At 71.0% G+C, this 24,325-nt stretch carries 21 protein-coding genes, 3 tRNA genes and 1 pseudogene; 3 read left to right on the top strand and 22 right to left on the bottom strand.

The features are described 5' to 3' along the window. Positions 1-4: 4 nt before the first annotated feature. Genes E4198_RS05710 through E4198_RS05720 form a run of 3 tightly spaced genes read right to left on the bottom strand, consistent with a single transcriptional unit; the run spans position 5 to position 3,072 of the window. Complete coding sequence (locus E4198_RS05710; protein WP_136182213.1) at positions 5-1,174, bottom strand: D-alanine--D-alanine ligase family protein; 1,170 nt, start codon at positions 1,172-1,174, stop codon at positions 5-7. 39 nt (positions 1,175-1,213) lie between these two features. Further along, on the bottom strand, positions 1,214-2,215 hold the full coding sequence (locus tag E4198_RS05715) for an NAD(P)H-dependent glycerol-3-phosphate dehydrogenase (RefSeq protein WP_136182214.1): 1,002 nt from the start codon (positions 2,213-2,215) through the stop codon (positions 1,214-1,216). After that, a complete protein-coding gene (locus E4198_RS05720; protein ID WP_136182215.1) occupies positions 2,212-3,072 on the bottom strand; it encodes a lysophospholipid acyltransferase family protein in 861 nt (286 codons plus the stop codon). Before E4198_RS05720 ends, E4198_RS05715 begins: the two co-directional genes overlap by 4 nt. A 191-nt stretch (positions 3,073-3,263) precedes the next feature. On the opposite strand from E4198_RS05720, the pseudogene cofC reads away from it, so the two are divergent. Continuing rightward, positions 3,264-3,920 (top strand): annotated as a pseudogene (gene cofC / locus E4198_RS05725) (2-phospho-L-lactate guanylyltransferase); the annotation flags it as partial. A 340-nt stretch (positions 3,921-4,260) separates the two neighbouring features. Here the strand turns inward: cofC and E4198_RS05730 are convergent. From E4198_RS05730 to leuC, 4 genes are all read right to left on the bottom strand, one after another. After that, entirely contained in the window at positions 4,261-4,914 is a 654-nt protein-coding gene (locus E4198_RS05730; RefSeq protein ID WP_027763838.1) for an HU family DNA-binding protein, read from the bottom strand. Positions 4,915-5,042: 128 nt separating this feature from the next. Then, complete coding sequence (locus tag E4198_RS05735; protein WP_136182217.1) at positions 5,043-5,333, bottom strand: hypothetical protein; 291 nt, start codon at positions 5,331-5,333, stop codon at positions 5,043-5,045. A 135-nt stretch (positions 5,334-5,468) separates the two neighbouring features. Then, positions 5,469-6,062, bottom strand: coding sequence for a 3-isopropylmalate dehydratase small subunit (gene leuD, locus E4198_RS05740; protein ID WP_027763837.1), 594 nt, complete (start codon positions 6,060-6,062; stop codon positions 5,469-5,471). A 3-nt stretch (positions 6,063-6,065) separates the two neighbouring features. Continuing rightward, on the bottom strand, positions 6,066-7,490 hold the full coding sequence (gene leuC, locus E4198_RS05745) for a 3-isopropylmalate dehydratase large subunit (RefSeq protein WP_136182218.1): 1,425 nt from the start codon (positions 7,488-7,490) through the stop codon (positions 6,066-6,068). A 160-nt stretch (positions 7,491-7,650) separates the two neighbouring features. On the opposite strand from leuC, the gene ndgR reads away from it, so the two are divergent. Next, positions 7,651-8,385, top strand: coding sequence for an IclR family transcriptional regulator NdgR (gene ndgR / locus E4198_RS05750; RefSeq protein WP_027763835.1), 735 nt, complete (start codon positions 7,651-7,653; stop codon positions 8,383-8,385). Positions 8,386-8,479: 94 nt separating this feature from the next. Here ndgR and E4198_RS05755 read toward each other — a convergent pair. The 13 genes from E4198_RS05755 to E4198_RS05815 all read right to left on the bottom strand — a co-directional run bounded on the left by E4198_RS05755 (position 8,480) and on the right by E4198_RS05815 (position 21,591). After that, a tRNA-Glu gene (locus E4198_RS05755) sits at positions 8,480-8,552 on the bottom strand. 28 nt (positions 8,553-8,580) lie between these two features. Further along, positions 8,581-8,653 (bottom strand) — tRNA-Glu (locus E4198_RS05760). Positions 8,654-8,690: 37 nt separating this feature from the next. Continuing rightward, a tRNA-Gln gene (locus E4198_RS05765) sits at positions 8,691-8,762 on the bottom strand. A 213-nt stretch (positions 8,763-8,975) separates the two neighbouring features. Then, a complete protein-coding gene (gene gltX / locus E4198_RS05770) occupies positions 8,976-10,496 on the bottom strand; it encodes a glutamate--tRNA ligase (RefSeq protein ID WP_136182219.1) in 1,521 nt (506 codons plus the stop codon). Continuing rightward, positions 10,489-11,256 (bottom strand): fumarylacetoacetate hydrolase family protein, encoded by a 768-nt coding sequence (locus E4198_RS05775; protein ID WP_136182220.1) that lies wholly within the window; start codon positions 11,254-11,256, stop codon positions 10,489-10,491. Before E4198_RS05775 ends, gltX begins: the two co-directional genes overlap by 8 nt. 125 nt (positions 11,257-11,381) lie before the next feature. Next, the gene (locus E4198_RS05780; protein WP_136182221.1) at positions 11,382-11,966 is read right to left on the bottom strand and encodes an ATP/GTP-binding protein; all 585 of its coding nucleotides are present in this window, start codon (positions 11,964-11,966) and stop codon (positions 11,382-11,384) included. Then, on the bottom strand, positions 11,947-12,633 hold the full coding sequence (locus E4198_RS05785; RefSeq protein ID WP_136182222.1) for a DUF742 domain-containing protein: 687 nt from the start codon (positions 12,631-12,633) through the stop codon (positions 11,947-11,949). Before E4198_RS05785 ends, E4198_RS05780 begins: the two co-directional genes overlap by 20 nt. A gap of 131 nt (positions 12,634-12,764) precedes the next feature. Beyond that, positions 12,765-13,178, bottom strand: a complete 414-nt coding sequence (locus E4198_RS05790) for a roadblock/LC7 domain-containing protein (RefSeq protein WP_037791334.1) — start codon at positions 13,176-13,178, stop codon at positions 12,765-12,767. Positions 13,179-13,188: 10 nt separating this feature from the next. Next, the gene (locus tag E4198_RS05795) at positions 13,189-16,143 is read right to left on the bottom strand and encodes a nitrate- and nitrite sensing domain-containing protein (RefSeq protein WP_247597567.1); all 2,955 of its coding nucleotides are present in this window, start codon (positions 16,141-16,143) and stop codon (positions 13,189-13,191) included. 502 nt (positions 16,144-16,645) lie between these two features. Continuing rightward, positions 16,646-17,173, bottom strand: coding sequence for an ATP/GTP-binding protein (locus E4198_RS05800; protein ID WP_136185199.1), 528 nt, complete (start codon positions 17,171-17,173; stop codon positions 16,646-16,648). A gap of 73 nt (positions 17,174-17,246) precedes the next feature. After that, positions 17,247-17,660 carry a DUF742 domain-containing protein gene (locus E4198_RS05805; protein WP_027765239.1) on the bottom strand — a complete coding sequence of 138 codons (414 nt, stop codon included), beginning with the start codon at positions 17,658-17,660 and terminating at the stop codon, positions 17,247-17,249. A gap of 67 nt (positions 17,661-17,727) precedes the next feature. Next, the gene (locus E4198_RS05810) at positions 17,728-18,141 is read right to left on the bottom strand and encodes a roadblock/LC7 domain-containing protein (protein ID WP_136185200.1); all 414 of its coding nucleotides are present in this window, start codon (positions 18,139-18,141) and stop codon (positions 17,728-17,730) included. Between the two features lie 9 nt (positions 18,142-18,150). After that, positions 18,151-21,591, bottom strand: a complete 3,441-nt coding sequence (locus E4198_RS05815; RefSeq protein ID WP_136182224.1) for a nitrate- and nitrite sensing domain-containing protein — start codon at positions 21,589-21,591, stop codon at positions 18,151-18,153. A gap of 548 nt (positions 21,592-22,139) precedes the next feature. Here E4198_RS05815 and E4198_RS24805 point away from each other — a divergent pair. After that, entirely contained in the window at positions 22,140-22,316 is a 177-nt protein-coding gene (locus E4198_RS24805; RefSeq protein ID WP_168711374.1) for a hypothetical protein, read from the top strand. Between the two features lie 88 nt (positions 22,317-22,404). Here E4198_RS24805 and E4198_RS05820 read toward each other — a convergent pair whose 3' ends face one another. Together E4198_RS05820 and E4198_RS05825 are read right to left on the bottom strand one after the other, a co-directional pair. Beyond that, entirely contained in the window at positions 22,405-22,629 is a 225-nt protein-coding gene (locus E4198_RS05820) for an acyl-CoA carboxylase epsilon subunit (protein WP_136182225.1), read from the bottom strand. 62 nt (positions 22,630-22,691) lie between these two features. After that, positions 22,692-24,257, bottom strand: a complete 1,566-nt coding sequence (locus E4198_RS05825; protein ID WP_136182226.1) for an acyl-CoA carboxylase subunit beta — start codon at positions 24,255-24,257, stop codon at positions 22,692-22,694. Positions 24,258-24,325 lie beyond the last annotated feature (68 nt).

Genomic DNA, 24,325 nt, shown 5'->3' on the forward strand with positions numbered 1-24,325 from the left:
GCGGTCAGCGCAGGCCGGTCGGGCGGCGGAGCGCGGCCTGGAGGAGACGGTCGACGAGCTCCGGGTAGCCGATGCCGGCCTCCTGCCACATCCGCGGGTACATGGAGATCGGCGTGAACCCCGGCATCGTGTTGATTTCGTTGATCACGAACTCGCCGTCTTCGCAGAGGAAGAAGTCGGCGCGGACCAGGCCCTCGCAGGAGACGGCCTCGAACGCGGCGACGGCCAGCTCCCGGACGCGTGCGGTCTGCTCCTCGGTGAGCGGCGCCGGGACGATGCCCGTCGCGGAGTCGATGTACTTGGCCTCGAAGTCGTAGAAGTCGTGCGCGGAGACCGGCGGGATCTCCGCCGGGACACTGGCACGCGGGCCGTCCTCGAACTCCAGCACTCCGCACTCGATCTCGCGGCCGCGCAGCAGCGACTCGACGATGATCTTCGGGTCGTGGCAGCGGGCCTCTGCGACCGCATCGTCGAGACCGGCGAGGTCGTCGACCTTGCTGATGCCCATGGAGGAGCCGGCGCGCGCCGGCTTCACGAAGACCGGCCAGCCGTGCTCGCCCGCGAAGTCGACGATCTTCTTGCGCGCGGCGGCCGGGTCGGACTCCCACTCGCGGGGCCGGATCGCGACGTACGGGCCGACGGGGAGCCCGAAGGAGGTGAAGACCCGCTTCATGTACTCCTTGTCCATGCCGACCGCTGAGGCCAGCACACCCGCGCCGACGTAGGGCACACCGGAGAGCTCCAGCAGCCCTTGAAGGGTGCCGTCCTCCCCGTACGGGCCATGCAGGACGGGGAAGACGACGTCGACCTCGCCGAGCGCCTTGGGCACCTGGCCGGGCTCGGAGAGGACGACCTCGCGGCTCCCCGCGTCCACCGGCAGCACGACGCCCGCGTCGGACTCGGCGAGCTCGGTGACGGCGGGCAGGCGGCGGTCGGCGATGGCCATCCGCTCGGGTTCGTCGCTGGTGAGCGCCCACCGCCCGTCGGCGGTGACGCCGATGGGGAGCACCTCGTACTTCTCGCGGTCGATGGCGCGCAGGACCGCGCCCGCCGTGAGGACGGAGACGCCGTGCTCGGAGCTGCGGCCGCCGAAGACGACGGCGACGCGGGGCTTGTCGCCGGCGGCCTTCGACACGCCGGCGCTGGGGCTGGTGCTGGGGGTCTCGCTGCTCATATCGCGTCGACTTTACCGTCTGGGAGGGCCCGTGGGCCCTCACACACCCTCGGCCTTCGCGCTGCGCGACATGAGTTCCTTGAGAGCGACCAGCGGCGGCGTGCCCTTGTGCACGATGCTCACCACCGTCTCGGTGATCGGCATGTCGACGCCGTGCCGCCCGGCGAGATCCAGCACGGACTGGCAGGACTTGACGCCCTCCGCGGTCTGCTTCGTCGCGGCGACGGCTTCCTCCAGGGTCATGCCGCGGCCCAGGTTGGTGCCGAAGGTGTGGTTCCGGGAGAGCGGGGAGGAACAGGTGGCGACGAGGTCGCCCATACCCGCCAGGCCGGCGAAGGTGTGCGCGTCGGCGCCCATGACGAGCCCGAGGCGGGTGGTCTCGGCGAGGCCGCGCGTGATGAGCGAGCCTTTCGCGTTGTCGCCCAGCCCCATGCCGTCGGCGATGCCCACGGCGAGGCCGATCACGTTCTTCACGGCGCCGCCGAGTTCGCAGCCGACGACGTCGGTGTTGGTGTAGGGCCGGAAGTACGGGGTGTGGCAGGCGGCCTGGAGCCTGCGCGCCACGGACTCGTCGCGGCAGGCGACGACGGAGGCGGCGGGCTGCCGGGCGGCGATCTCCTTGGCGAGGTTGGGGCCGCTGAGCACGGCCACCCGGTTCTCGCCGGCGCCGGTGATCTCGGCGATGACCTCGCTCATCCGCTTGGCGGTGCCGAGTTCGACGCCCTTCATCAAGGAGACCAGCACGGTCTCCGGATGCAGCAGGGGCGCCCAGTGGCCGAGGTTCTCGCGGAGGGTCTGGGAGGGCACGGCGAGGACGGTGAACTCGGCGTCGCGGGCGGCCTCGGCCGGGTCAGTGGTGGCGGTGACCGCGGTCGGCAGTTCGACGCCGGGCAGGTAGTCGGGGTTGGTGCGGGTGGTGTTCACGGCCTCGGCGAGGTCCGGGCGGCGGCCCCACAGGGTCACCTCGCAGCCCGCGTCGGCGAGCACCATGCCGAACGCGGTGCCCCAGGAACCGGTTCCGTAGACGGCGACGCGGCTCACGCGTTCCTCCCCTCCTCGGCGCGCGGGGCCCGGGGCGACGCGGCCTGCTGCGACTGCGCCGCGGACGGCTCCCGGCCGGACCCTTCACCGGCGCGCCCGGCGTCCTGCTGCGGTCGGGTGCGTACGGCACGGGCGGTGCGCGCGGCGACGGCCTTGCGGTGGTCGTAGCGTTCGGCCGGCGGCGTCTCGCCGCGGATGTCGGCGAGCTCCGCGGCGACGGCGTCCATCAGAGTGTCGGTGACGGCCCGCAGGAGCTCCGCCGTCGGTTCCCGGCCGTGGAACGCGGAGAGGTCGACGGGCGGACCGGCCTGCACGGTCAGGGTCTTGCGGGGGAAGAGCCGGAGCCGCTTCTTCCGGGCGTACGGCGGCATGACGTGGTTGGCGCCCCACTGGGCCACCGGGATCACCGGGGCCCGGGTCAGCAGAGCCACGCGGGCGGCACCGGTCTTGCCGGTCATCGGCCACAGGTCGGGGTCGCGGGTGAGCGTTCCCTCGGGGTAGAACGCGACGCATTCGCCCTCGTCGATGGCCTCCACGGCCGCCTTGAAGGCCCCCACCGCGTCCGCGGTCTCCCGGTACACCGGAATCTGGCCGAGGCGGCGCATGAAGCCACCCACGAAACCGCCCTTGAAGAGGGAGTTCTTGGCCAGGAAGCGCGGGACGCGCCCGGTGTTGTACTGGTAGTGCGCGTAGGAGAGAGGGTCGAGATAGGAGTTGTGATTGACCACGGCGATAAATCCGCCGACGGCCGGAATGTGCTCCATTCCTCGCCAGTCCCGCTTGAACAGCACCAGTAGCGGCGGTTTCACCAAAACCGCGGCTAGGCGGTACCAGAAGCCGATTTTGCGGCGGGACACCGGGACACCATCTCCTCTTGGCCGATCGGGACAGCCGCCCAAGTGTGGTGCCGCCGTACGCACTCTGTCGAGCCGATAGCTGTCGTGCACACCGTAACCCCGCGGTCCCCGGAGCGGGACGGGCCCGGGGGAGGTCACGGGCCGGGAGGGCGGCGGGGGAGGCACCGGAGACGCGGAGGAGAATGGGCTGGATGAACGGCGACGTGGCGGGGGCGGGCGGCACCGGCTGGCGTCTGGTGATGCCGTTGAAGCCGCTGGCCCGGGCCAAGAGCAGACTCGGCGCGACAGCCGGCGACGCGGTACGGCCCGGCCTCGCCCTGGCCTTCGCGCAGGACACCGTGAGCGCGGCGCTGGCCTGCCCGGCGGTTCGCGGTGTGGTGGTCGTCACGGACGACCCGCGCGCCGCGGCGGAACTGGCCGCACTGGGCGCGGACACGGTGCCGGACGCCCCGGGGCGCGGCCTCAACGCGGCGCTGGCCCACGGCGCGCAGGCGGTGCGGTCCGGCCCGGGGGGAGCACGGATCCCGGTGGCCGCGCTGGGTGCCGATCTGCCCGCGCTGCGCCCGGAGGAGCTGGGCCGGGTACTGGACGCGGCTGCGGCACATCCGCGGGCGTTCCTGGCGGACGCCGCGGGCATGGGGACGACGCTGCTCGCCGCGCGGCCCGGCAGCCCGCTCGCACCGGCGTTCGGGGGCCCCTCCCGGAGGCGTCATCTGGCGTCGGGGGCCGTGGAACTGGACGCCGCGGCACTGGACGGCCGGGAGGTGGCGAGCGTACGACGGGACGTGGACACGGCGGAGGACCTGCGGGTGGCGCTGCGGCTCGGGGTGGGGCGGCACACCGCCGCGCGGACCGGGCCGGCGACGCGTACGCTACCGGCCATGCAGGCCACCTCGTACACCTACGACCCCGGGACCAGGACAGGCAGCGTGCTGCTGGACGACGGCACGCCCCTGCCGTTCGACGCGGCGGCCTTCGACGCCGGGGGACTGCGGCTGCTGCGGCCCGGCCAGCGGGTGCGCATTGAGGTCGAGGGCGAGGCCGACGCGCGCCGGATCGTTCTGGTGACGCTGCAGACCCTCTGAGAGCCGTCGGGCGAACCCCGGTCCCGGGGAACGCCCGCGGGCCGGGCTCCCCCGAGGGAGCCCGGCCCGGCGCGGAGACGTTCCTGCTGCCCGGGGTGCGCGGTCAGCGCCTGCGGGCGGTGGTCTTCTTCGCGGTCGTCTTGCGGGCCGAGGTCTTGCGGGCGGGGGCCTTCTTGGCGACGCTCCGCTTGGCCGGGGCCTTCTTGGCGGTGGCCTTCTTGCCGGTCGTCTTCTTCGCCGCCGACTTCTTGGCCGTGGACTTGGCGGCCGTCTTGCGCGCGGTGGTCTTGCGCGCGGTCGCCTTCTTCGCGGTGGTCTTCTTGGCCGGAGCCTTCTTCGCCGCGGCCTTCCGCGCGGTGGCCTTCTTGGCGGTGGCCTTCTTCGCCGCCGCCTTCTTGGTGGCGGCCTTCTTGGTGGAAGTGCCACCGGAGAGGCTGCCCTTCGGCGCCTTCTTCACGGCCACGTCGTTCTTGGGGAGCTTCTTGGCCCCGCTGACCAGGTCCTTGAAGCCCTGGCCCGCCCGGAAACGGGGCACCGAGGTCTTCTTGACCCGGACCCGCTCGCCGGTCTGCGGGTTGCGGGCATATCGCGCCGGGCGGTCGACCTTCTCGAAGGAGCCGAACCCCGTCACCGATACCCGGTCGCCCGCCACCACTGCGCGGACGATCGCGTCCAGGACGACATCGACCGCGTCCGCGGCCTGCTGGCGTCCACCGAGCTGATCCTGAATTGCTTCAACGAGCTGCGCCTTGTTCACGTCTTCCCCTTCAACCAGACGGTGCCGGAACTATCGGGTCCAAGCCTTTTTCGCACGGTAGGCAGATATATACCGCAAATCAAACGCGAAACGGGCGAATCACCCTTGTGCCGCAATGAAGTCGACCGTCATGAAGGCCCGTCGGAGCCCGCCGCACCGGTTTCACGGCGGCGTTGCCCGTCGCGTCCTCCGCCTCGCTCGGCCGGGAACCGCCCCTCGTCGATGTCCGTCATGAGCCGCGCCAGACGCCGCTCGGCGCCCGCCGGATCATGTTTGGAGGCCGCCGTGACGACGAGCAGCTTCCGCGTCAGCGCCACCCGTACGCCCTCCGGGACTTGCAGGGTGCGTACGCGTGTGTGCGCCTCCTTCAACCGGGCCGCGAGTCGGTCGTAGAGCTCGAGTTGACCGTCGCTGTCCATGTTCCGATTGTGCCATCTGAGGTGAGTTGTCACCTTGCGGGGACCCAACACGGCGACGCGCCCCCCACCTGCGGGCGGGGGGCGCGTGGGCCGCGGGGGCGTCCGTGGCGGCTGTTCCGCCCTCGCCGGAAGCCGTCAGGCAGCCTGGGTCCGGGGCTTGAAGGCCGGGCGGCGGCTCTCGTAGGCGGCGATGGCGGTCTCGTTCTGAAGGGTGAGGCTGATGTCGTCCAGCCCTTCCAGGAGCCGCCAGCGCGCGTTCTCGTCGAGTTCGAAGTCGGCGTCGACCCCCTCGGCCAGGACCTTGCGCCGCTGCAGGTCGACGGTCACCGGGGCCTGCGGGTCGCGCTCCGCCAGCTGCCACAGCCGCTCCACGGTCTCCTGCGGGAGTACGACGGTGAGCAGGCCGTTCTTGAGCGAGTTGCCGCGGAAGATGTCGGCGAAGCGGGAGGAGACGACGGCCTTGAACCCGTGGTTCTGAAGCGCCCAGACGGCATGCTCGCGGGAGGAGCCGGTGCCGAAGTCGGGACCCGCGACGAGCACGGTGCCACCCGCGTAACGCGGCTGGTTGAGGACGAAGTCCGGGTCCTTGCGCCATGCCTCAAACAGCCCGTCCTCGAAACCGTCCCGGGTGACCTTCTTCAGCCAGTGGGCGGGGATGATCTGGTCGGTGTCCACGTTGCTGCGGCGCAGCGGTACGGCCCGGCCGGTGTGGGTGGTGAAGGCTTCCATGGCTCAGGCCTCCTGGAGTGCGGGGACGTCGGCGAGGTCGGCGGGCGAGGCGAGGTGGCCCAGCACCGCGGTGGCGGCGGCTACCTGCGGCGAGACCAGGTGGGTGCGACCGCCCTTGCCCTGCCTGCCCTCGAAGTTGCGGTTGGAGGTGGACGCGGCCCGCTCCCCCGGTTCGAGCTGGTCGGGATTCATGCCGAGGCACATCGAACAGCCGGCGTGCCGCCATTCGGCGCCGGCAGCGGTGAAGACCTTGTCCAGGCCCTCCGCCACGGCCTGGAGAGAGACCCGCACCGAGCCGGGCACCACCAGCATCGTGACGTCGTCGGCGACCCGGTGCCCCTCCAGTACGGCGGCGGCGGCGCGCAGGTCCTCGATGCGACCGTTGGTGCAGGAGCCCACGAAGACGGTGTCGACGGGGATCTCGCGCAGCGGCTGCCCGGCGGACAGGCCCATGTACTCCAGCGCCTTCTGGGCGGCGAACCGGTCGCTGTCGTCGGCGAACGACGCCGGATCGGGCACGGACGCGGAGAGCGGGGCGCCCTGTCCCGGGTTGGTGCCCCAGGTGACGAAGGGAGCCAACTGGGAGGCGTCCAGGACCACCTCGTGGTCGAAGGCCGCGTCGTCGTCGGTGCGCAGCGTCCGCCAGTACTCCACCGCGGCGTCCCAGTCGGCACCCTGCGGGGCGTGGTCGCGGCCCTTCAGGTAGGCGAAGGTGGTCTCGTCCGGGGCGATCATGCCGGCGCGGGCGCCCGCCTCGATGGACATGTTGCAGATGGTCATCCGGGCTTCCATCGAGAGCTTCTCGATCGCCTCACCCCGGTACTCGATGACGTAACCCTGGCCGCCGCCGGTGCCGATGCGGGCAATGACGGCGAGGATCAGGTCCTTGGCGGTGACGTCGTCGGGCAGTTCACCCCGCACCGTGACCGCCATCGTCCGGAACGGGGCGAGCGGCAGGGTCTGGGTGGCGAGAACGTGCTCGACCTGGCTGGTGCCGATGCCGAAGGCCAGCGCGCCGAACGCGCCGTGCGTGGCGGTGTGGCTGTCGCCGCACACCACGGTGGTGCCGGGCTGGGTCAGTCCCAGCTGCGGTCCCACTACGTGGACGATGCCCTGCTCGACGTCGCCCAGCGGGTGCAGCCGGACGCCGAAGTCCGCGCAGTTCTTGCGCAGGGTCTCCAGCTGGGTGCGGGAGACGGGGTCGGCGATGGGCTTGTCGATGTCGAGCGTGGGGGTGTTGTGGTCCTCGGTCGCGAGGGTGAGGTCGGTCCGGCGCACGGGGCGGCCTGCCTTGCGCAGCCCGTCGAAGGCCTGCGGGCTGGTCACCTCGTGGAGGAGGTGGAGATCGATGAAGAGGAGGTCGGGTTCGCCCTCCGCACGCCGGACGACATGGTCGTCCCAGACCTTCTCCGCGAGTGTCCGTGCCATCGCTTTCCCTCCGTGACCGGCAGCGCCGCCGGGCACATGTCGTTGCCCTTCGCCTCCCGTACGCGCCCCCGGGGGGCGCGTGGCGACTCTCACTCCAGACTGGAGGGTCCGGGAGGAAATTGAACTTGCGTTTCATACTTTGAGACGTGAGTATCGACGCATGGACAACAGTAGCGGCGCCACGAGCGGAGTGGGCGTTCTCGACAAGGCGGCTCTGGTGCTCAGCGCACTGGAGTCGGGGCCGGCGACCCTCGCCGGGCTGGTCGGGTCGACCGGGCTGGCACGCCCGACGGCCCATCGGCTCGCGGTGGCGCTGGAGCACCACCGTATGGTGGCGCGGGACATGCAGGGCCGGTTCATCCTCGGCCCGCGGCTGGGGGAGCTGGCCGCGGCGGCCGGCGAGGACCGGCTGCTCGCCTCGGCCGGCCCAGTGCTCACGCACCTGCGGGACATCACCGGGGAGAGCGCACAGTTGTACCGGCGCCAGGGCGACATGCGGATCTGCGTGGCGGCGGCCGAGCGGCTGTCCGGCCTGCGGGACACCGTCCCGGTCGGGTCGACGCTGCCGATGAAGGCCGGGTCGGCGGCGCAGATCCTCATGGCCTGGGAGGAACCGGAGCGGCTGCACCGGGGGCTCCAGGGGGCCCGTTTCACGGCCACGGCCCTGTCCGGCGTCCGGCGGCGCGGCTGGGCGCAGTCGATCGGCGAACGGGAACCGGGGGTGGCCTCGGTGTCCGCGCCGGTGCGCGGCCCGTCGAACCGCGTGGTCGCGGCGGTGTCCGTGTCCGGGCCGATCGAGCGGCTGACGCGGCACCCGGGGCGTATGCACGCGCAAGCGATCGTGGACGCGGCGGCGCGGCTGAGCGAGTCGCTGCGGCGCAGCGGCGGAAGCTGAGCTCTCGCGGCCGACCCCCCGGGGGCCGCGGAACGCGAAGAGGCCCTCCCTGAGGGAGGGCCTCTTCGGTGAGCGGGAGGTCTTCGCGACCGTGTACCCCCGACCGGATTCGAACCGGCGCTACCGCCTTGAGAGGGCGGCGTGCTAGGCCGCTACACAACGGGGGCTTACCGCTGATCCTCCGGAGAGGATCCGTACCCCCGACCGGATTCGAACCGGCGCTACCGCCTTGAGAGGGCGGCGTGCTAGGCCGCTACACAACGGGGGCATCGATCTGCGAGAAGCTGCTGCTCTGCGAGATCGCGCTGGGCTACCAGGACTCGAACCTAGACTAACTGAACCAGAATCAGTCGTGCTGCCAATTACACCATAGCCCACCAAAACGCAAACCCCTGGGGGATTGTGTCCGGGTGGCCGCCTCCCGGTGGTCCGGCCTTCCGGCCCGCCCCGTTCGGCGACAGGAAGAACATTACCCGATCGACGACCGTGCTCCAAAACGGGTTCCCGCTCGGCCACAGGCCCGTACGCCGGTGAGGGGCCGGGGACGCCGCCAGGACGTCTGGGGCCCCTCACCGGGCCGGGCGCGGGTCTCAGCCCTCGGGCTGGGCGGCGAGTTGGGCCAGCGCGGCGTCGACCCGGGCGAGCGTGCGCTCGCGGCCGAGCACCTCCAGCGACTCGAACAGCGGCAGGCCGACGGTACGTCCGGTGACGGCCACGCGCAGCGGCGCCTGCGCCTTGCCGAGCTTGAGACCGTGGGCCTCGCCGGCGGCCAGCACGGCCTCCTTGAGCGGGTCGGCCGCCCAGGAGGGGCCGTCCAGCTCCGCCAGGCGGGAGTGGATGGACCGCAGCACGGCCGCGGCCCCCGGCTTCATCGCCTTCTGCCAGGACTTCTCGTCCCGCACCGGCTCCTCGAGGAAGAGGAAGTCGACGTTCTGGGTGATTTCCGAGAGGACCGTCAGCCGGGTCCGGGCCAGCGGTGCCAGCGTGTCGAACGCCTCCTGATCGAACGCCTCGGGCTTCCAGGGCGCGAACGGGTCGCGCAGCCAGGGCGCGCAGGCGGCGGCGAAGTCGGCGTCGGACATCTCCCGGATGTGGGTCGCGTTGATGGCCTCGCACTTCTTCAGGTCGAAGCGCGCCGGGTTGGCGTTGACGTCCGCCACGTCGAACGCCGCCACCATCTCCTCCAGGGTGAAGACGTCCCGGTCCTCGGCGATCGACCAGCCCAGCAGCGAGAGGTAGTTGAGCAGACCGGCGGGCAGGAAGCCGCGCTCGCGGTAGAGGTTGAGCGAGGACTGCGGGTCCCGCTTGGAGAGCTTCTTGTTGCCCTCCCCCATCACGTACGGCAGGTGACCGAACGCCGGTACGGTGCCGCCGCCCACGCCGATCTCGGCGAGCGCCCGGTACAGCGCGATCTGGCGCGGCGTGGAGGACAGCAGGTCCTCGCCGCGCAGCACGTGCGTGATCTCCATCAGCGCGTCGTCGACCGGGTTGACCAGCGTGTACAGCGGGGCGCCGTTCGCGCGCACGATGCCGTAGTCGGTGACGTTCTCCGGCTGGAAGGTCAGTTCGCCGCGCACCAGGTCGGTGAAGGTGATCGGCGTGTCCGGCATCCGGAAGCGGACGATCGAGGCACGGCCGGCCTCCTCGTACTCGGCGACCTGCTCGGCCGGCAGGTCGCGGCACAGACCGTCGTAGCCGGACGGACGGCCCTCGGCCCGCGCCAGCTCGCGGCGCGTCTCCAGCTCCTCGGCGGTGCAGTAGCAGCGGTAGGCGTGACCGGCGTCGAGCAGCTTCCCGGCCACGTCCCGGTAGAGGTCCATGCGCTGCGACTGGCGGTACGGGCCGTGCGGGCCGACCTCCCCGCCGGAGGCGCCGTCGAAGGCCGCCGGGCCCTCGTCCCAGTCCAGGCCGAGCCAGCGCATGGCGTCCAGCAGCTGCTCGTAGGACTCCTCCGAGTCGCGGGCGGCGTCGGTGTCCTCGATACGGAAGACCAGCGTGCCGCCGTGATGCCGGGCGAAGGCCCAGTTGAACAGCGCGGTGCGAACGAGCCCGACGTGCGGGTTGCCGGTCGGCGAGGGACAGAATCGGACGCGTACGTTTGCGTCAGCCACGGTTGACAACCTTGTTGGTGAGAGTGCCGATGCCTTCGATGGTGACGGCGACCTCGTCGCCGGGGTGGAGGGGGCCGACCCCTGCCGGGGTGCCCGTGAGGACGACGTCACCCGGGAGCAGCGTCATGGCCTCGGTGATGTGCACGATCAGGTCCTCCACCGGGCGGACCATCTCGCTGGTGCGGCCCAGCTGGCGCTGCTCGCCGTTGACCGTGCACTGCACGGCCAGGTCCGCGGGGTCCAGCTCCGTCTCGACCCAGGGCCCGAGCGGGCAGGAGGTGTCGAAGCCCTTCGCCCGCGCCCACTGGCTCTCCGCGCGCTGTGCGTCACGGGCGGTGACGTCGTTGGCGCAGGTGTAGCCGAGGATCACGTCACGCGCGCGCTCGCGGGGCACGTCCTTGCACAAGCGGCCGATCACCACGGCGAGCTCAGCCTCGTGGTGCACCTCGGACGAGAAGCCGGGGTAGACGACAGGATCTCCGGGCCCGGCGACGGAGGTCGAGGGCTTGAAGAAGACGACCGGGACGTCCGGGACGGTGTTACCCAGCTCCCTGGCGTGCTCCGCGTAGTTGCGGCCGATGGCCACGACCTTGTTCGGGAGCACCGGGGAGAGCAGGCGGACCTGTTCGGCGCCGAGAGGGAGTTTGTGGCCCGAGCGCTCGAAGTCGGCGAAGGGGTGGCCCTTGATGATCTCGAGTTCGTCGCCCTCGACGACGCCGAAGGCGACGTTGCCGTCGAGGGAGAAGCGGGCGATGCGCACGGGGATTTCCTTGGGGATCGGCGTCTGCGGGTCCGCCCCTCAGCCTATTGCACGCCTCCGCGGACGCCGGACGGGCTCGGCCCTGCCGGAGCCCGTCCGGTGTCCGCGGGGATCGGTGGCTTCTGTCAGCGGAGCCGGGCCATCAGCGCGTGCTCGACCAGGGTGATCAGCGCGCTCTTGGCGTCGGCGCGGTGCCGGGCATCGGTGGTGATGATCGGCGCGTCCGGTCCGATCTGCAACGCCTCCCGCACCTCCTCCGGCGTGTACGGCTGATGACCCTCGAAGCCGTTGAGCGCGATCACGAACGGCAGGCCGCTGTTCTCGAAGTAGTCCACCGCCGGGAAGCAGTCCGCCAGCCGGCGCGTGTCCACCAGCACCACGGCACCGATCGCACCGCGCACCAGGTCGTCCCACATGAACCAGAACCGGTCCTGCCCCGGCGTACCGAAGAGGTACAGGATCAGGTCCTGGTCCAGGGTGATGCGGCCGAAGTCCATCGCCACCGTGGTCGTGGTCTTGTCCGCGGTGTGGGTCAGATCGTCGATGCCGGCCGACGCGGAGGTCATCACGGCCTCGGTACGCAGCGGATTGATCTCCGAGACCGCGCCGACGAAGGTGGTCTTGCCCACGCCGAAGCCGCCGGCCACCACGATTTTCGCGGAAGTGGTGGAGCGGGCAGCAGCACCGCCGCTAGAGCTTGCGAAGTCCACTGAGCACCCTTTCGAGCAGTGTCACGTCTGGTTGGCCATCGGCGCCGGAGTCGCCGCCACCGGGCTGGTGGATGGCGACGAGGCCGGCCTCCGCCAGATCCGCCACGAGGATCCGTGCGACGCCGAGGGGAATGGAGAGAAGTGCGGAGATCTCGGCGACCGACTTGATCTCGTAGCAGAGCCGGCAGATCCGCTGGTGCTCGGGCAACTGGCCCTGGAGCTGTGCGGAGTCCGCCGTGGTGTGCACCAGGGCCTCGATGGCCAGCTGGTAGCGGGGACGGGTTCGGCCACCCGTCATGGCGTAGGGACGCACCAACGGCTGCTGGTCGCTGCGGCCGTCGTCGACGTCGAAGTCACCGCCCCGCGGACCGCCCGAGCCGGGCTCGGGCCGGTGCTGCGGCGGTTGCACCGGCTCGATCCGGTGGGGCGGTGGCGTCGGGGAGTGGTGCTGCGGCTGAGGGGGGAGCGGGCGTTCCGGCCGTTGCGGCTGCTCGTCGTAGTGGGGCGAGGTGTCATACGGCTGCGGATCCGCCGGCGCTTGCGCAGGGGCGGGCCGGGAGGCCACGCGCTCGCTGGGCGCGGAGGGGAAGTTGAACCGCTTCAGGGGTGAGCCCTGCTGCTGTTCCCGGCCGTCGCCGTACGACGGTCCGCCTGGTGACGTTGTCACGTTTCCTCCTCCGGCTACGGACTAGCGGGCCACAACTGCCAGTTGCTGCCACGGTTTCCCGGTGGCACCGCGTCCCCGGCACCCTATGGGGCGGAGACGCGATGCGCACTGCCTGGTCGCCTTTTCGATGCCTAGTTGAGAAGGGATCCCTGCAATTCAGCACGCAGATCGGGGGTGAGGACGGTGCCCGCGCGGTCCACGAGGAGGGCCATCTCGTACCCGACGAGGCCGATATCGGCATCGGGATGGGCAAGGACGGCGAGGGAGGAGCCGTCCGAGATGGACATGATGAAGAGGAAGCCGCGCTCCATCTCCACGACGGTCTGGTTGACGCTGCCGCCCTCGAAGATACGAGAGGCCCCGGCGGTCAGCGAGGTCAGCCCGGACGCGACCGCCGCCAGCTGGTCGGCACGATCGCGGGGGAAGCCCTCGGACATCGCGAGGAGCAGTCCGTCCGCGGAGACCACCACGGTGTGGGACACCCCGGGGGTGTTGTCCACGAAGTTGGTGATCAACCAGTTCAGGTTCTGCGCCGCCTGGCTCATCGGGCTCACACTAACGCTCCTGATCGTAGGTGCTGCCGGGGCCGAAGCCCTGTCGGTCGTTCTGGTGGGCATCGCTCGCGTTGCGTCCCCTCCGGACGCCGCGGTGCAGGTTGCTGAGCCTGCCGCGTACGTCCTCGGGGGCGCGGGAGACCTGAGGGCCGCCCTGCGGGCTCTGCGCCGCGGTGCCCTCGACCAGGTTGGCCCTGGGCACCCGTCGCGGGAGGCCGGAGTGCGTGACACCGCCGGCCTGCGGGTTGCGCAGCTTCTCGGCCCGGCCCCAGCGGTCGTCGTTGGTCGAACTCCACTGGCCGCCGGTGTTCTCCGGGGAGCCCGGCTGCTGCGGCAGGGACTGCTGCGGCTGCTGGGACGGAGATTCCGCTCGGACCTGGTGCTGCGCTGCCGGTCCCTCTTCGTGCGGCCGTCGCCCCGGGTCCCGCCGCGGGAGTCCCGCGCCGGTCGTGGAGTGGTAGCTGCTCGGTGAGGGGCCCGGTCGTTCGAAGCCTACGCGCTCACCGGTGCCCTCGTGAACGCCGGGAGCGGATTCCGCTTCCGGCCAGCCCGAGGTCCGGTGATCATAACCGGGCTGGTCACCGGCCGGGAACTCCGGGCCGGGGTCGTATCCGCTCTGCCCGTATCCGGACCGGTCTGCGGTGCCCGCGGCATAGCCGCCGCTCGAGGACCCGCCGTCCGTTTCGTACCCGGTACGGGCGGCGTAACCGTCGCCGGCTCCGTGGCCGTCGCCGTACTCGTACCCGTCGCCGGTCTCGTTCCAGGCACCCTCCGGTTCGTCGGGCCGGCGGCCCTCCAGCGCGGCGCGGCGCTCCTCACGCAGGAGGGAGCGGCCGAGGGCGTCGTACTGCGCCCCGTCGGGGACCGGCTCGCCCTCGGAGGCGAAACGCGAGTCGTCGAAGCCCAGGTCGGCGGCCGAGCGCAGGTGCTGGTCGAAGACCGGCTGCGCGGCAGCGGGCTGCTCGGGCATGATCCTGGAGACGGTGAAGTCCTGCTCGATCTCCTCCGCGCCGCCACCCTGCGTGATGGCCTCCGGAAGCATGACCAGAGAGGTGGTGCCGGCCTGCTCGCCCGAGGGCCGCAACTGCACGCGGATGCCGTGCCGGTCGGCCAGACGGCCGACCACGAACAGGCCCATCCGGCGGGAGACGGCGGCGTCCACGGTCGGCGGGTTGGCCAGCTTGTGGTTGATGTCCGCGAAGTCCTCCGCGGTCAGGCCGATACCCTTGTCGTGGATCTCGATCATCACCCGGCCGTCCGGCAGGCGCGTGGCGGCGACCTCGACCCGGGTCTGCGGCGAGGAGAAGGAGGTGGCGTTCTCCAGCAGCTCGGCCAGCAGGTGCACGAGGTCCGTCACGGCCGCGCCGTGGATCTCGCTGTCCGGGACGGAGGACATCCCGACCCGCTCGTAGTGCTCCACCTCCGAGGAAGCGGCCCGCAGGATGTCCACCAGCGGCACCGGCCGGCTCCAGCTGCGGCCCGGCTCCTCACCGGCGAGGACCAGCAGGTTCTCGCCGTTGCGGCGCATGCGGGTGGCCAGGTGGTCCAGCCGGAAGAGGTTCTCCAGCTGGTCGGGGTCGGCCTCGTTGTTCTCCAGTTCGGTGATCAGGGCGAGCTGGCGCTCGATGAGCCCCTGGTTGCGACTGGAGAGGTTGGTGAAGATCGCGTTGACGTTGCCTCGCAGCAGCGCCTGCTCCGCGGCGAGCCGGACGGCCTCGCGGTGCACCTGGTCGAAGGCGCGGGCGACCTCGCCGATCTCGTCGGTGCTGGTGATGGGGATGGGCTCGACGCGGGTGTCGACCCGGCCGGGTTCGGTCCGGGAGAGCTGGTCGACGAGCATCGGCAGGCGCTGCTCGGCGACGTCGAACGCGGCCGTCCGCAGCGAGAGCATGCTGCGGCTCATGGAGCGGGCCATCAGCGCGGCCAGCGCGAAGGCGATCAGCAGCGCGGTGAGCACGATGGCGCCGGTGACGAAGGTGTCGATCCGGGACTCGGCGGCGATCTGCTCGGTCTCGGCCACGGCGCTGTCGACCAGCTCGGTCTCCACGGTCCGGTAGGCGTCGAACTTGGCCGTGGCGGCGGCGGACCAGGTCTGCGGGGTGACGCCCTGCCGGCGCAGCTCGCTCGCCTCGGCACCGCCGGCGATCGCCCGGATCATGTCCTCCATCGGCGGCGGGGCGACGAACGGCTTGCCCTGGGCCTCAGCCGCCTGCCGGGCGGCGGCGGCCTTCTCCTTGCCGGCCTGCTGCGCCTGCCGCATCTTGTTCTCGAAGAGCGCGATGTCCTGGGGGCGCCCACCGCCGACGAACTCCTCCACGGCGATCCGCTCGAGGTAGGCGTACGAGGAGAAGGCCGTGAGCTGGCGCTTCAGCTCGGCGGGGTCCTCGGCGGGCTTCAGCAGCAGGTGCATGCCGATGGAACGCTGGAGCGACTCGGCGCCCTTGGCGAGAGCGACGGCGTAGACCGACCGGCCGTAGGAGGTGACGTTGCCGGAGCCGAGACCCAGTTCGTTCGCGAACTGCATCAGGAAGTGCTGGACCTCGGTGTAGCCCTCCTCGGTCTTCACACCGTCGAGCCTGCCCGTGTAGGCGACCTGACGCAGCTTCTCCAGCTGCGGCTCTGCCTCGCGGAACTGCTCCAGGCGGCGCTCGAGACCCGGCTTGGACGGCATGTTCTCGGCCTCGGCGTCGAACGCCTCCTTGGCACGGTCCGTGGCCGCGCGCAGCTTGAGGACCGTCGGATCGTTCCTGCGCCCGTCGAGGAGGGGTTCGGCGGAGCGATCACGCTCGTTGAGCAGGGCGTTGCTGTAGTCGTACGCGGCCTCGACGAGGCGGGCGATGTCGTGCGCCTCCTCGGCCTCGTTCCAGGTGTCGACCGAGCTCTGCACCCGGAATCCGCCGAAGACGAGCGCGACCAGCACGGGAATCAGCAGGATCGCGTTCAGTCTGGTGGGCACGCGCCAGTTGCGCACGGACAGCCGGCTGCCGCTCGGCGGGACCGGCTCGGACGGCCGTCCACGCTCCGTCGACACGCGGGCGGGCGGGGTGAAATTGCCCCGTGACCCGCCCGTGTCCCGCGGAGCGGAGTCCTCGTTCCTACGCCTCACTCGACTTCTCACCTCTCGGCGCGCGGCCCCTCGAATTGGATGAAGCCGTACCTACTGCTGAGTTCAGCGAATTCCAGCACGTGAAGGCGCCGCTTTCCAAACACTTGACGGAGCCCTCGATTCGTGGCAGCACGCAAGGTTCAAATTGTCACAAAAGGGACAAGGGGTGCGAAAACTCAAATATCTGTGCGCAGAACGAAACGCTCTGCTCGCCCGGCGTGTCGACAGGTCGTCAATCAGCTGCGGAAACGTTATGAAACGTGTCTCAACCATGGCGAAGAACACACTCGGGACCGGAACGGCCGGGTGGATCAACTCGGCCCGCTGCGGGACGAGTTGATCGCAAGGAGCGTCACTTGAGGCGGGCCAGTAGCGCGTGCTCGACCAGGGTGATCAGCGCGCTCTTGGCGTCGGCGCGGTGCCGGGCATCGGTGGTGATGATCGGCGCGTCCGGTCCGATCTGCAACGCCTCCCGCACCTCCTCCGGCGTGTACGGCTGATGACCCTCGAAGCCGTTGAGCGCGATCACGAACGGCAGACCGCTGTTCTCGAAGTAGTCCACCGCCGGGAAGCAGTCCGCCAGCCGGCGCGTGTCCACCAGCACCACGGCACCGATCGCACCGCGCACCAGGTCGTCCCACATGAACCAGAACCGGTCCTGCCCCGGCGTACCGAAGAGGTACAGGATCAGATCGTCGTCCAGGGTGATGCGGCCGAAGTCCATCGCCACCGTGGTCGTGGTCTTGTCCGCGGTGTGGGTCAGATCGTCCACGCCGGCCGACGCGGAGGTCATCACGGCCTCGGTACGCAGCGGATTGATCTCCGAGACCGCGCCGACGAACGTCGTCTTGCCCACACCGAAGCCGCCGGCCACCACGATCTTGGCCGAAGTCGTGGACCGGGGGGTGGGGACTCCGCCTCCGCCCCCGTACGCCGGCTGCCCCGCCTGCGGGCTAGAGCTTGCGAAGTCCACTGAGCACCCTTTCCAGCAAGGTCACGTCGGGGGCGCCGCCGGGCTCGGCGTTGCCGCCGGGCTGGTGGATGGCCACCATCCCGGCCTCGGCGAGGTCGGCGACGAGAATCCGGGCCACGCCCAGGGGTATCGCCAGCAGCGCGGAGACCTCCGCGACCGACTTGACCTCACGGCACAGGTGGCAGATTCGCTGGTGCTCCGGGAGCAGGCCCTGGAGGTGCGCGGGGTCGGCGCTGGTGCTCACCAGCGCCTCGATCGCCAGCTGGTAGCGCGGACGCGTACGGCCGCCCGTCATCGCGTACGGACGCACCAGCGGCTGATCGCCGTCATCGCCGTAGGAGGCGTGGTGTTGCGGCGCACCGTACGGGCCGGGCGAGGCGTGCGGCGGGATCATGGCTCCTCCGGGCGAGGCATTCTGTCGGCGATGCGGACTGTGCTGCTCATGTGGGGGGAGCTGACACTCAGTTGAGGATGCTGCCTTGCAGTTCCGCGCGGACGTCCGGGGTGAGGACGGTGCCCGCGCGGTCCACGAGGAGGGCCATCTCGTACCCGACGAGGCCGATATCGGCATCGGGATGGGCAAGGACGGCGAGGGAGGAGCCGTCCGAGATGGACATGATGAAGAGGAAGCCGCGCTCCATCTCCACGACGGTCTGGTTGACGCTGCCGCCCTCGAAGATACGAGAGGCCCCGGCGGTCAGCGAGGTCAGCCCGGACGCGACCGCCGCCAACTGGTCGGCACGATCGCGGGGGAAGCCCTCGGACATCGCGAGGAGCAGTCCGTCCGCGGAGACCACCACCGTGTGGGACACCCCGGGGGTGTTGTCCACGAAGTTGGTGATCAACCAGTTCAGGTTCTGCGCCGCCTGGCTCATCGGACTCAACTAACGCTCCTGCTGGTAGGTGGGACCGATGCCGCGGCCGTCCGCACCGGCCTGACGGCCCTGCTGGATGCCACGACGGAGATTCGTCAGCCGCCCGCGCACGTCATCGGGCGCACGCGAGACCTGGGGACCGGACCGGGCGGGGCCGTCCTGCTGCTGCGCGGTCCCCGCCACCAGGTTGGCACGGGGCACGCGACGCGGCAGGCCGGACGTGGTGACGCCCCCGGCGGCGGGCTGGCGCAGTTGTTCCGCCTGACGCCAGCGCTCGTCGTTCGGGGCGGCACCCCAGTTGGCTCCCGTGTCGTGGGAGCCACCGGTGCCGGGGCCTTCGCCGTTCGGCATGCCGCGCGCGGGCCGCTGCGGCGCCATCTCAGCGGAGGCGGGGCCGGGGCGCGGGGTGTGCGCCTGCGACTGCGGGTCACCGTTCGCGGACGCCGGGGTACCGGCGTTCCGGTTCTGGGACCCAGAGGAGCCGCGGAACCAACTCGATTCCATCGACTCGAAAATCGGGGTACGGGTGTCGGCGCCGGCCGACGGCCCTGCGGGGATACCGAAGTCGTCGTTCCCGTACGACGGGCCGCCGTACGACGGGCCCCCGTAGGAGGGGCCGCCCTGGTCCGGCCCGGACGCGGACGGTCCGGCGGGCAGGGCGAACTCTCCGGTGTCCTGCGGCCCGGCCTGCGGGTGTGCGGCCCGGGGGTAGTCGCCGGTGACCGGCTCGTCGTGGCCGCGCGGGCTGTCCGCCGCAGCCCAGCTCGGCCGGGGCGGCTCCAGCGCGCCGCCGGGCGCCGGGCGGACCGCCGGGGGCGGTCCGTCGAAGTCGGGGCGCTCGAACTGGGCGGTGTCACCAGGGCCGCCGGGGCGGCCCGGGCCGCCGCTCTGCGGCCTCGGGAAGCCGCCGGCACCCGCTGCGGACGCGGCGCCGCCGCCGGGCGACTCGCCCGCGGAGCCGCCGCCGCGCACGGGTAGTCCGGGGCGCTGCGGGCCGCCCGCACCGGCTCCCGGCGCGCCGCCGCCGAAGAAGTCGCCGCCGGACGCCTGCGGGGCACCGGAGCCCGCGCCGACGGGCGTTCCGCCGCCGACGGGACGCTTGGGCAGACCGGAAGGACTGCCGCCCGGCTCACCGCCGGGCAAGGCAGGACGGGCCGTGCCTCCCCCGACCTGCCCGCGGGAGCCGCCGGCGCCGAGCGGGGACTGGCCGGCCGACGGGGAGCCCGCGCCGCCGCGAGGCTGGCGCTGGAGCGCCGCGGCAAGGCCTCCGCCGCCCTTGGGGGCGCCTGCGCGGGCGCCCGGCTTGCCCTTGGGCGCCTGGCCGCCCTGGGCGACGTCGACCGGAAGCATGACCAGCGCGGTGGTGCCGCCCGAGTCGGAGGGCCGCAGCTGGATCCGGATGCCGTGCCGCAGGGACAGGCGGCCGACCACGAACAGACCCATGCGGCGGGAGACGGAGACGTCCACGGTCGGCGGGTTCGCAAGCCGCTCGTTGATCGAGGAGAGGTCTTCGGGAGACAGACCGATGCCGGTGTCGTGGATCTCGACCAGCACCCGGCCGTCGGGCAGCGCGTGGCCGGTGACCTTGACCTTGGTCTGCGGGGAGGAGAACGAGGTGGCGTTCTCCAGCAGCTCGGCGAGCAGGTGGACCAGGTCGTTGACCACACGGCCGGCGACCTCGGTGGAGGGCACCGAGTTGAGTTCGATGCGCTCGTACTGCTCCACCTCGGAGGCCGCGGCGCGGAGCACGTCGACGAGCGGGACCGGCCGGGTCCAGCGGCGTCCCGGCTCCTCGCCCGCGAGGACGAGGAGGTTCTCGCCGTTGCGGCGCATGCGGGTCGCCAGGTGGTCCAGCTTGAACAGCGAGGACAGCTGGTCCGGGTCGGCCTCGCGGGACTCCAGTTCGGAGATCAGCGACAGCTGGCGCTGGATGAGGCCCTGGCTGCGACGCGAGAGGTTGGTGAACATCGCGTTGACGTTGCCCCGCAGGAGGGCCTGCTCGCCGGCGAGCCGCACGGCCTCGCGGTGGACGTCGTCGAACGCCGCGGCCACCCGGCCGATTTCGTCCCGGCTGTGCACGCCCACGGACTCGACGGAGGTGTCGACGTCCTGCGGCTCGGCCTCGGACATCTGCTTGACCAGCTCGGGAAGCCGCTTGCGGGCGACGTCCTGGGCGGTGTCCTGGAGGCGGCGCAGCGACCGGACCATCGAGCGGGCGACGACGAAGGCGCCGACCAGCGAGATGCCCAGCACGAGCAGGATGAGGGCACCGTTGATGATCGCGTTGCGCTGCGACTCGGAGCGGAGCGTACGGGCTTCCTGCTCCATGTCGTTGAGCAGGGACTCCTCGATCTTCTCCATCTCGTAGATCTTGGTGGAGTCCTGGTCGTACCAGTCGAGGTAGGAGCGGTCCTCCTGCGCGATGCCGTCGTCGGAGCTGAGGACCCGGTCGCGGTAGGTGTTCGCAGCGCTGATGTTGACGATGCCGCCGTCCAGCGGCTCCAGCAGGTCCTCGGATGCCTGCGGTCCGTAGACGGCGCGGAACGAGCCGAGGCTGGAGGCTTCGGCCTCCATGGCGCTCTTGGCGTACAGACGGTCGTTCTCGGACAGCTCCGGCCCGCCCTTGTGGGCCAGGCCGGCGCTGATGATGGCCCGCTGGATGGAGGCGTACTCCTTCGCGGAGGAGAAGGAGGCCAGCGCGCGGGTGCTCTGGATCATGTCCGGGTTGCTGGTCGCCTGCGCCATGTCCTGGGAGAGGGACAGCAGCGAGTCGATGAGCCGGCTGTACCGGTCAACGGTCTGCGACGTGTACTTCGAGTTCTCGTACGCGTTCTCGCGGATGCTCTTGAGGTCCTGGAGCTGACGGCTGATGTCGTACACCGTGGCCTGGACACCGGCGAGCACCCGGTCGTCGGGGTTGATGTCACCGGAGGCCGCACGGAAGGCGGCGCGCGCCCGGTCCGTGGCCTCGCGGGTCGAGACGACCGAGTCGTCCTTCTCGTTGCCCGTGCTGATCAGCGGGCCGGCCGCCTTGTCCCGCTCCTCCTGGAGGGCGGCGGCGAGTTCGGTGGCGTGCTCCGTCATCTCGGTGAGGAGCCGCATGTTTTCGAGCTGGTCGACGTTGGAGAGGGAGTCCTCGATGCGGAGGGCGCCGAGGGTGGTGGCCGCGACTACGGGGAGGGCCAGCAGTGAGACCAGGCGCGTGCTGATCCGCCAGTTGCGCAGGGCCAGTCGGGACCCCGGCCCGCCGGACTCCCGGCCCCTGCCGCCGGCGGTGCCGCCGTCGCCCGCGGACCGGCCGCTGGACAGCGTCTCCGTGGTCTCGGATTCCTGGACGGCCGCCGTCGGGCTGCTCTCCCGGGCACGCTGGGGCGAGGAGCCGCGGTCGGTCGCACCGCGCAGCTCCGGGTCTCCCGCAGCGCTGCCATCCCTCTTGAAACGTCCCTGCACTAGCGTCGCAACCTCTGGACCAGGCGTCCCCCCGCTCAGCGCAGCGGGACGGTATCGATAAGGGGGTTTCCCGGGCCCCCAGGGCGGTCGTGAGTGGCCGGCGCGTCCCGTTCCACCGCCGCGCGGCGCTCCTGTGCGCCCCCTGCGCGCCGGCTGTTCTCCCGCGGCGGTCCGTGGAATTCCAGCACAGTGCCGGATCTGCAACAAGGCCTGTGGATGACCCTGTGACATACGTGACGCCCTGGAGACATGCGATCACCTCCCGTGCGGACGCCCACCCGACATGCCGGATGTATCCGCACGAGCGTGGCGGCTCACCCCCCTGCCCCGGTAGCGCGCAGTGCGACGCACTTGATCACGATCCTCACATTCGCCCCTTTCATCACTCCCCGCAGCCTGACCGGTATGCCGGTTTTATTGGTGAGTAAGTGAGGAAACTCACAAGCCAGGGGTTGTCTGAATCACATGGCTCTGGGGAATCGGAGGCCTACGCTCGGCGTTTACACGCCGTACCGAAACGACAAGCGACTCGCTGGGGAACTCGACACGTGAAGACGACGATGCGCATCAGCACCATAGCCAACCCCCGCCGCACCACTCTCGCGCACCTCGACAGCGCGGACGAGCTGGCGCCGCAGTCGGTCGAGGGGCAGGGTGAGACGGAACTTCCCCTGCAGACCGCGAATCCGCTCCGCACCGTGCTGATGGACGACCCGCGCAGCTGACGACCCACGGCCGCGGCGCACACGAGGAAGCCCCGCACACCTCGGTGTGCGGGGCTTCGTCGTGCCGTCTCCCGGGACAGCCGGTGTATCAGTGGCGCCAGCTGTGCGGGGCCCGGAAGCCCGGGGTGCGCTCCAGGCGGCGCCAGCCCGCCTTGCCGGCCGCACCGCGGGCGGCGGCCGCGCTGTGGCCGGCGGCGGCCCGCAGCGGGGCGGCGGTCGCACGCGCCAGCAGCAGGGCGGTGACGGCGGCGAGTTCCTCGTCGCTCGCGTGGCCCTTCTCGACGCGGACCAGTCGGGTGCCTGCAGTGCTCACTTCGTACTCCGTCTCTCTGCGTCGGTCGGTCGGGGTGTGCTTCGCGGTGCGGGACGGGCCTGTCACTGGGGCGGGTTGCCGTGCTTGCGGGAGGGCAGGTCCGCGTGCTTGCTGCGCAGCATCCGCAGCGAGTCGACGAGCACCTGCCGCGTCTGCGCCGGGTCGATCACGTCATCGACCAGCCCCCGCTCGGCCGCGTAGTACGGGTGCATCAGCTCCGCCTTGTACTCCTTGACCATCCGGGCCCGCATCGCCTCCGGATCGTCCGCCGCCGCGATCTGCCGCCGGAAGATCACGTTCGCCGCGCCCTCCGCGCCCATCACCGCGATCTCGTTCGTCGGCCACGCGAACGTCAGGTCCGCCCCGATCGACTGCGAATCCATCACGATGTACGCACCCCCGTACGCCTTGCGCAGCACCACCGAGATCCGCGGCACCGTCGCATTGCAGTAGGCGTACAGCAGCTTCGCCCCGTGCCGGATGATCCCGCCGTGCTCCTGGTCCACTCCTGGGAGAAAACCCGGAACGTCGAGCAGCGTCACAATCGGGATGTTGAACGCGTCGCACATCTGCACGAACCGCGCCGCCTTCTCACTGGCCTCGATGTCCAGCACACCCGCCAGCACCTGCGGCTGATTGGCCACGATCCCCACGACCTGGCCACCCATCCGCCCCAGCACGCACAGGATGTTCCCCGCCCACCGCTCGTGGACCTCCAGCAGCTCACCGTCGTCGACGAGTTCCTCGATGACGGCGCGCATGTCGTACGGGCGGTTGCCGTCGGCCGGGACCAGGTCGAGGAGGGAGTCGGTGCGGCGGGCGACCTCGTCGGAGGTCTGGACCACGGGCGGGTTCTCGCGGTTGTTCTGCGGGAGGAGGGACAGCAGGTACCTGACCTCCTCCAGACACGTCTGCTCGTCGTCGTACGCGAAATGACACACACCCGACGTCGCCGCGTGCACATCCGCACCACCCAGACCGTTCTGCGACACCTGCGCACCGGTCACCGCCTGCACCACATCCGGACCCGTGATGAACATCTGCGAGGTCTCCCGCACCATGAACACGAAATCCGTCAACGCCGGCGAATACGCCGCACCCCCCGCACACGGCCCCAGCATCACACTGATCTGCGGAATCACCCCCGACGCCCGCGTGTTCCGCTGAAAAATCCCCCCATACCCCGCAAGCGCCGAAACACCCTCCTGAATCCGCGCCCCCGCACCGTCGTTCAACGACACCAACGGCGCACCCGCCGCAATCGCCATATCCATGATCTTGTGAATCTTCGCCGCATGCGCCTCCCCCAGCGCACCACCGAAGATCCGGAAATCGTGGGCGTACACGAACACCGTCCGCCCCTCGACCTCACCCCACCCCGTCACCACACCATCGGTGTACGGCCGCTTCGCCTCCAGCCCGAACCCCGACGCACGATGCCGCCGCAACGTCTCCACCTCACGGAACGACCCCGCATCCATCAGCAGATCGATCCGCTCCCGAGCCGTCAGCTTGCCCTTCGCATGCTGCGCCTCCGTCGCCCGCTCACTCGGCCCCCCAAGGGCCTCGTCACGGATCGCGTGCAGCTCGGCCACTCGGCCGCGGGAGTCCTGAGGCAAATCGGTCATGTGCAGACCCTACGAAACGACCCCGCCTCGTGCCCTCGTCAGATTCGTACAGTCTCCGCGCCGGATAA

This window comes from Streptomyces sp. RKND-216, assembly GCF_004795255.1.
In the GTDB taxonomy this organism is placed as follows: Bacteria; Actinomycetota; Actinomycetes; order Streptomycetales; family Streptomycetaceae; genus Streptomyces; species Streptomyces hazeniae.

What these genes read in the sequence shown, in the direction of transcription:
- E4198_RS05710 (WP_136182213.1), bottom strand. Translation starts at nt 1,174, where the DNA reads ATGAGCAGCGAGACCCCCAGCACCAGCCCCAGCGCCGGCGTGTCGAAG.
- E4198_RS05810 (WP_136185200.1), bottom strand. Translation starts at nt 18,141, where the DNA reads ATGAGCCAGGCGGCGCAGAACCTGAACTGGTTGATCACCAACTTCGTG.
- E4198_RS05825 (WP_136182226.1), bottom strand. Translation starts at nt 24,257, where the DNA reads ATGACCGATTTGCCTCAGGACTCCCGCGGCCGAGTGGCCGAGCTGCAC.
- E4198_RS05805 (WP_027765239.1), bottom strand. Translation starts at nt 17,660, where the DNA reads ATGATCCCGCCGCACGCCTCGCCCGGCCCGTACGGTGCGCCGCAACAC.
- leuD (WP_027763837.1), bottom strand. Translation starts at nt 6,062, where the DNA reads ATGGAAGCCTTCACCACCCACACCGGCCGGGCCGTACCGCTGCGCCGC.
- E4198_RS05790 (WP_037791334.1), bottom strand. Translation starts at nt 13,178, where the DNA reads ATGAGCCAGGCGGCGCAGAACCTGAACTGGTTGATCACCAACTTCGTG.
- E4198_RS05735 (WP_136182217.1), bottom strand. Translation starts at nt 5,333, where the DNA reads ATGGACAGCGACGGTCAACTCGAGCTCTACGACCGACTCGCGGCCCGG.
- ndgR (WP_027763835.1), top strand. Translation starts at nt 7,651, where the DNA reads ATGGACAACAGTAGCGGCGCCACGAGCGGAGTGGGCGTTCTCGACAAG.
- leuC (WP_136182218.1), bottom strand. Translation starts at nt 7,490, where the DNA reads ATGGCACGGACACTCGCGGAGAAGGTCTGGGACGACCATGTCGTCCGG.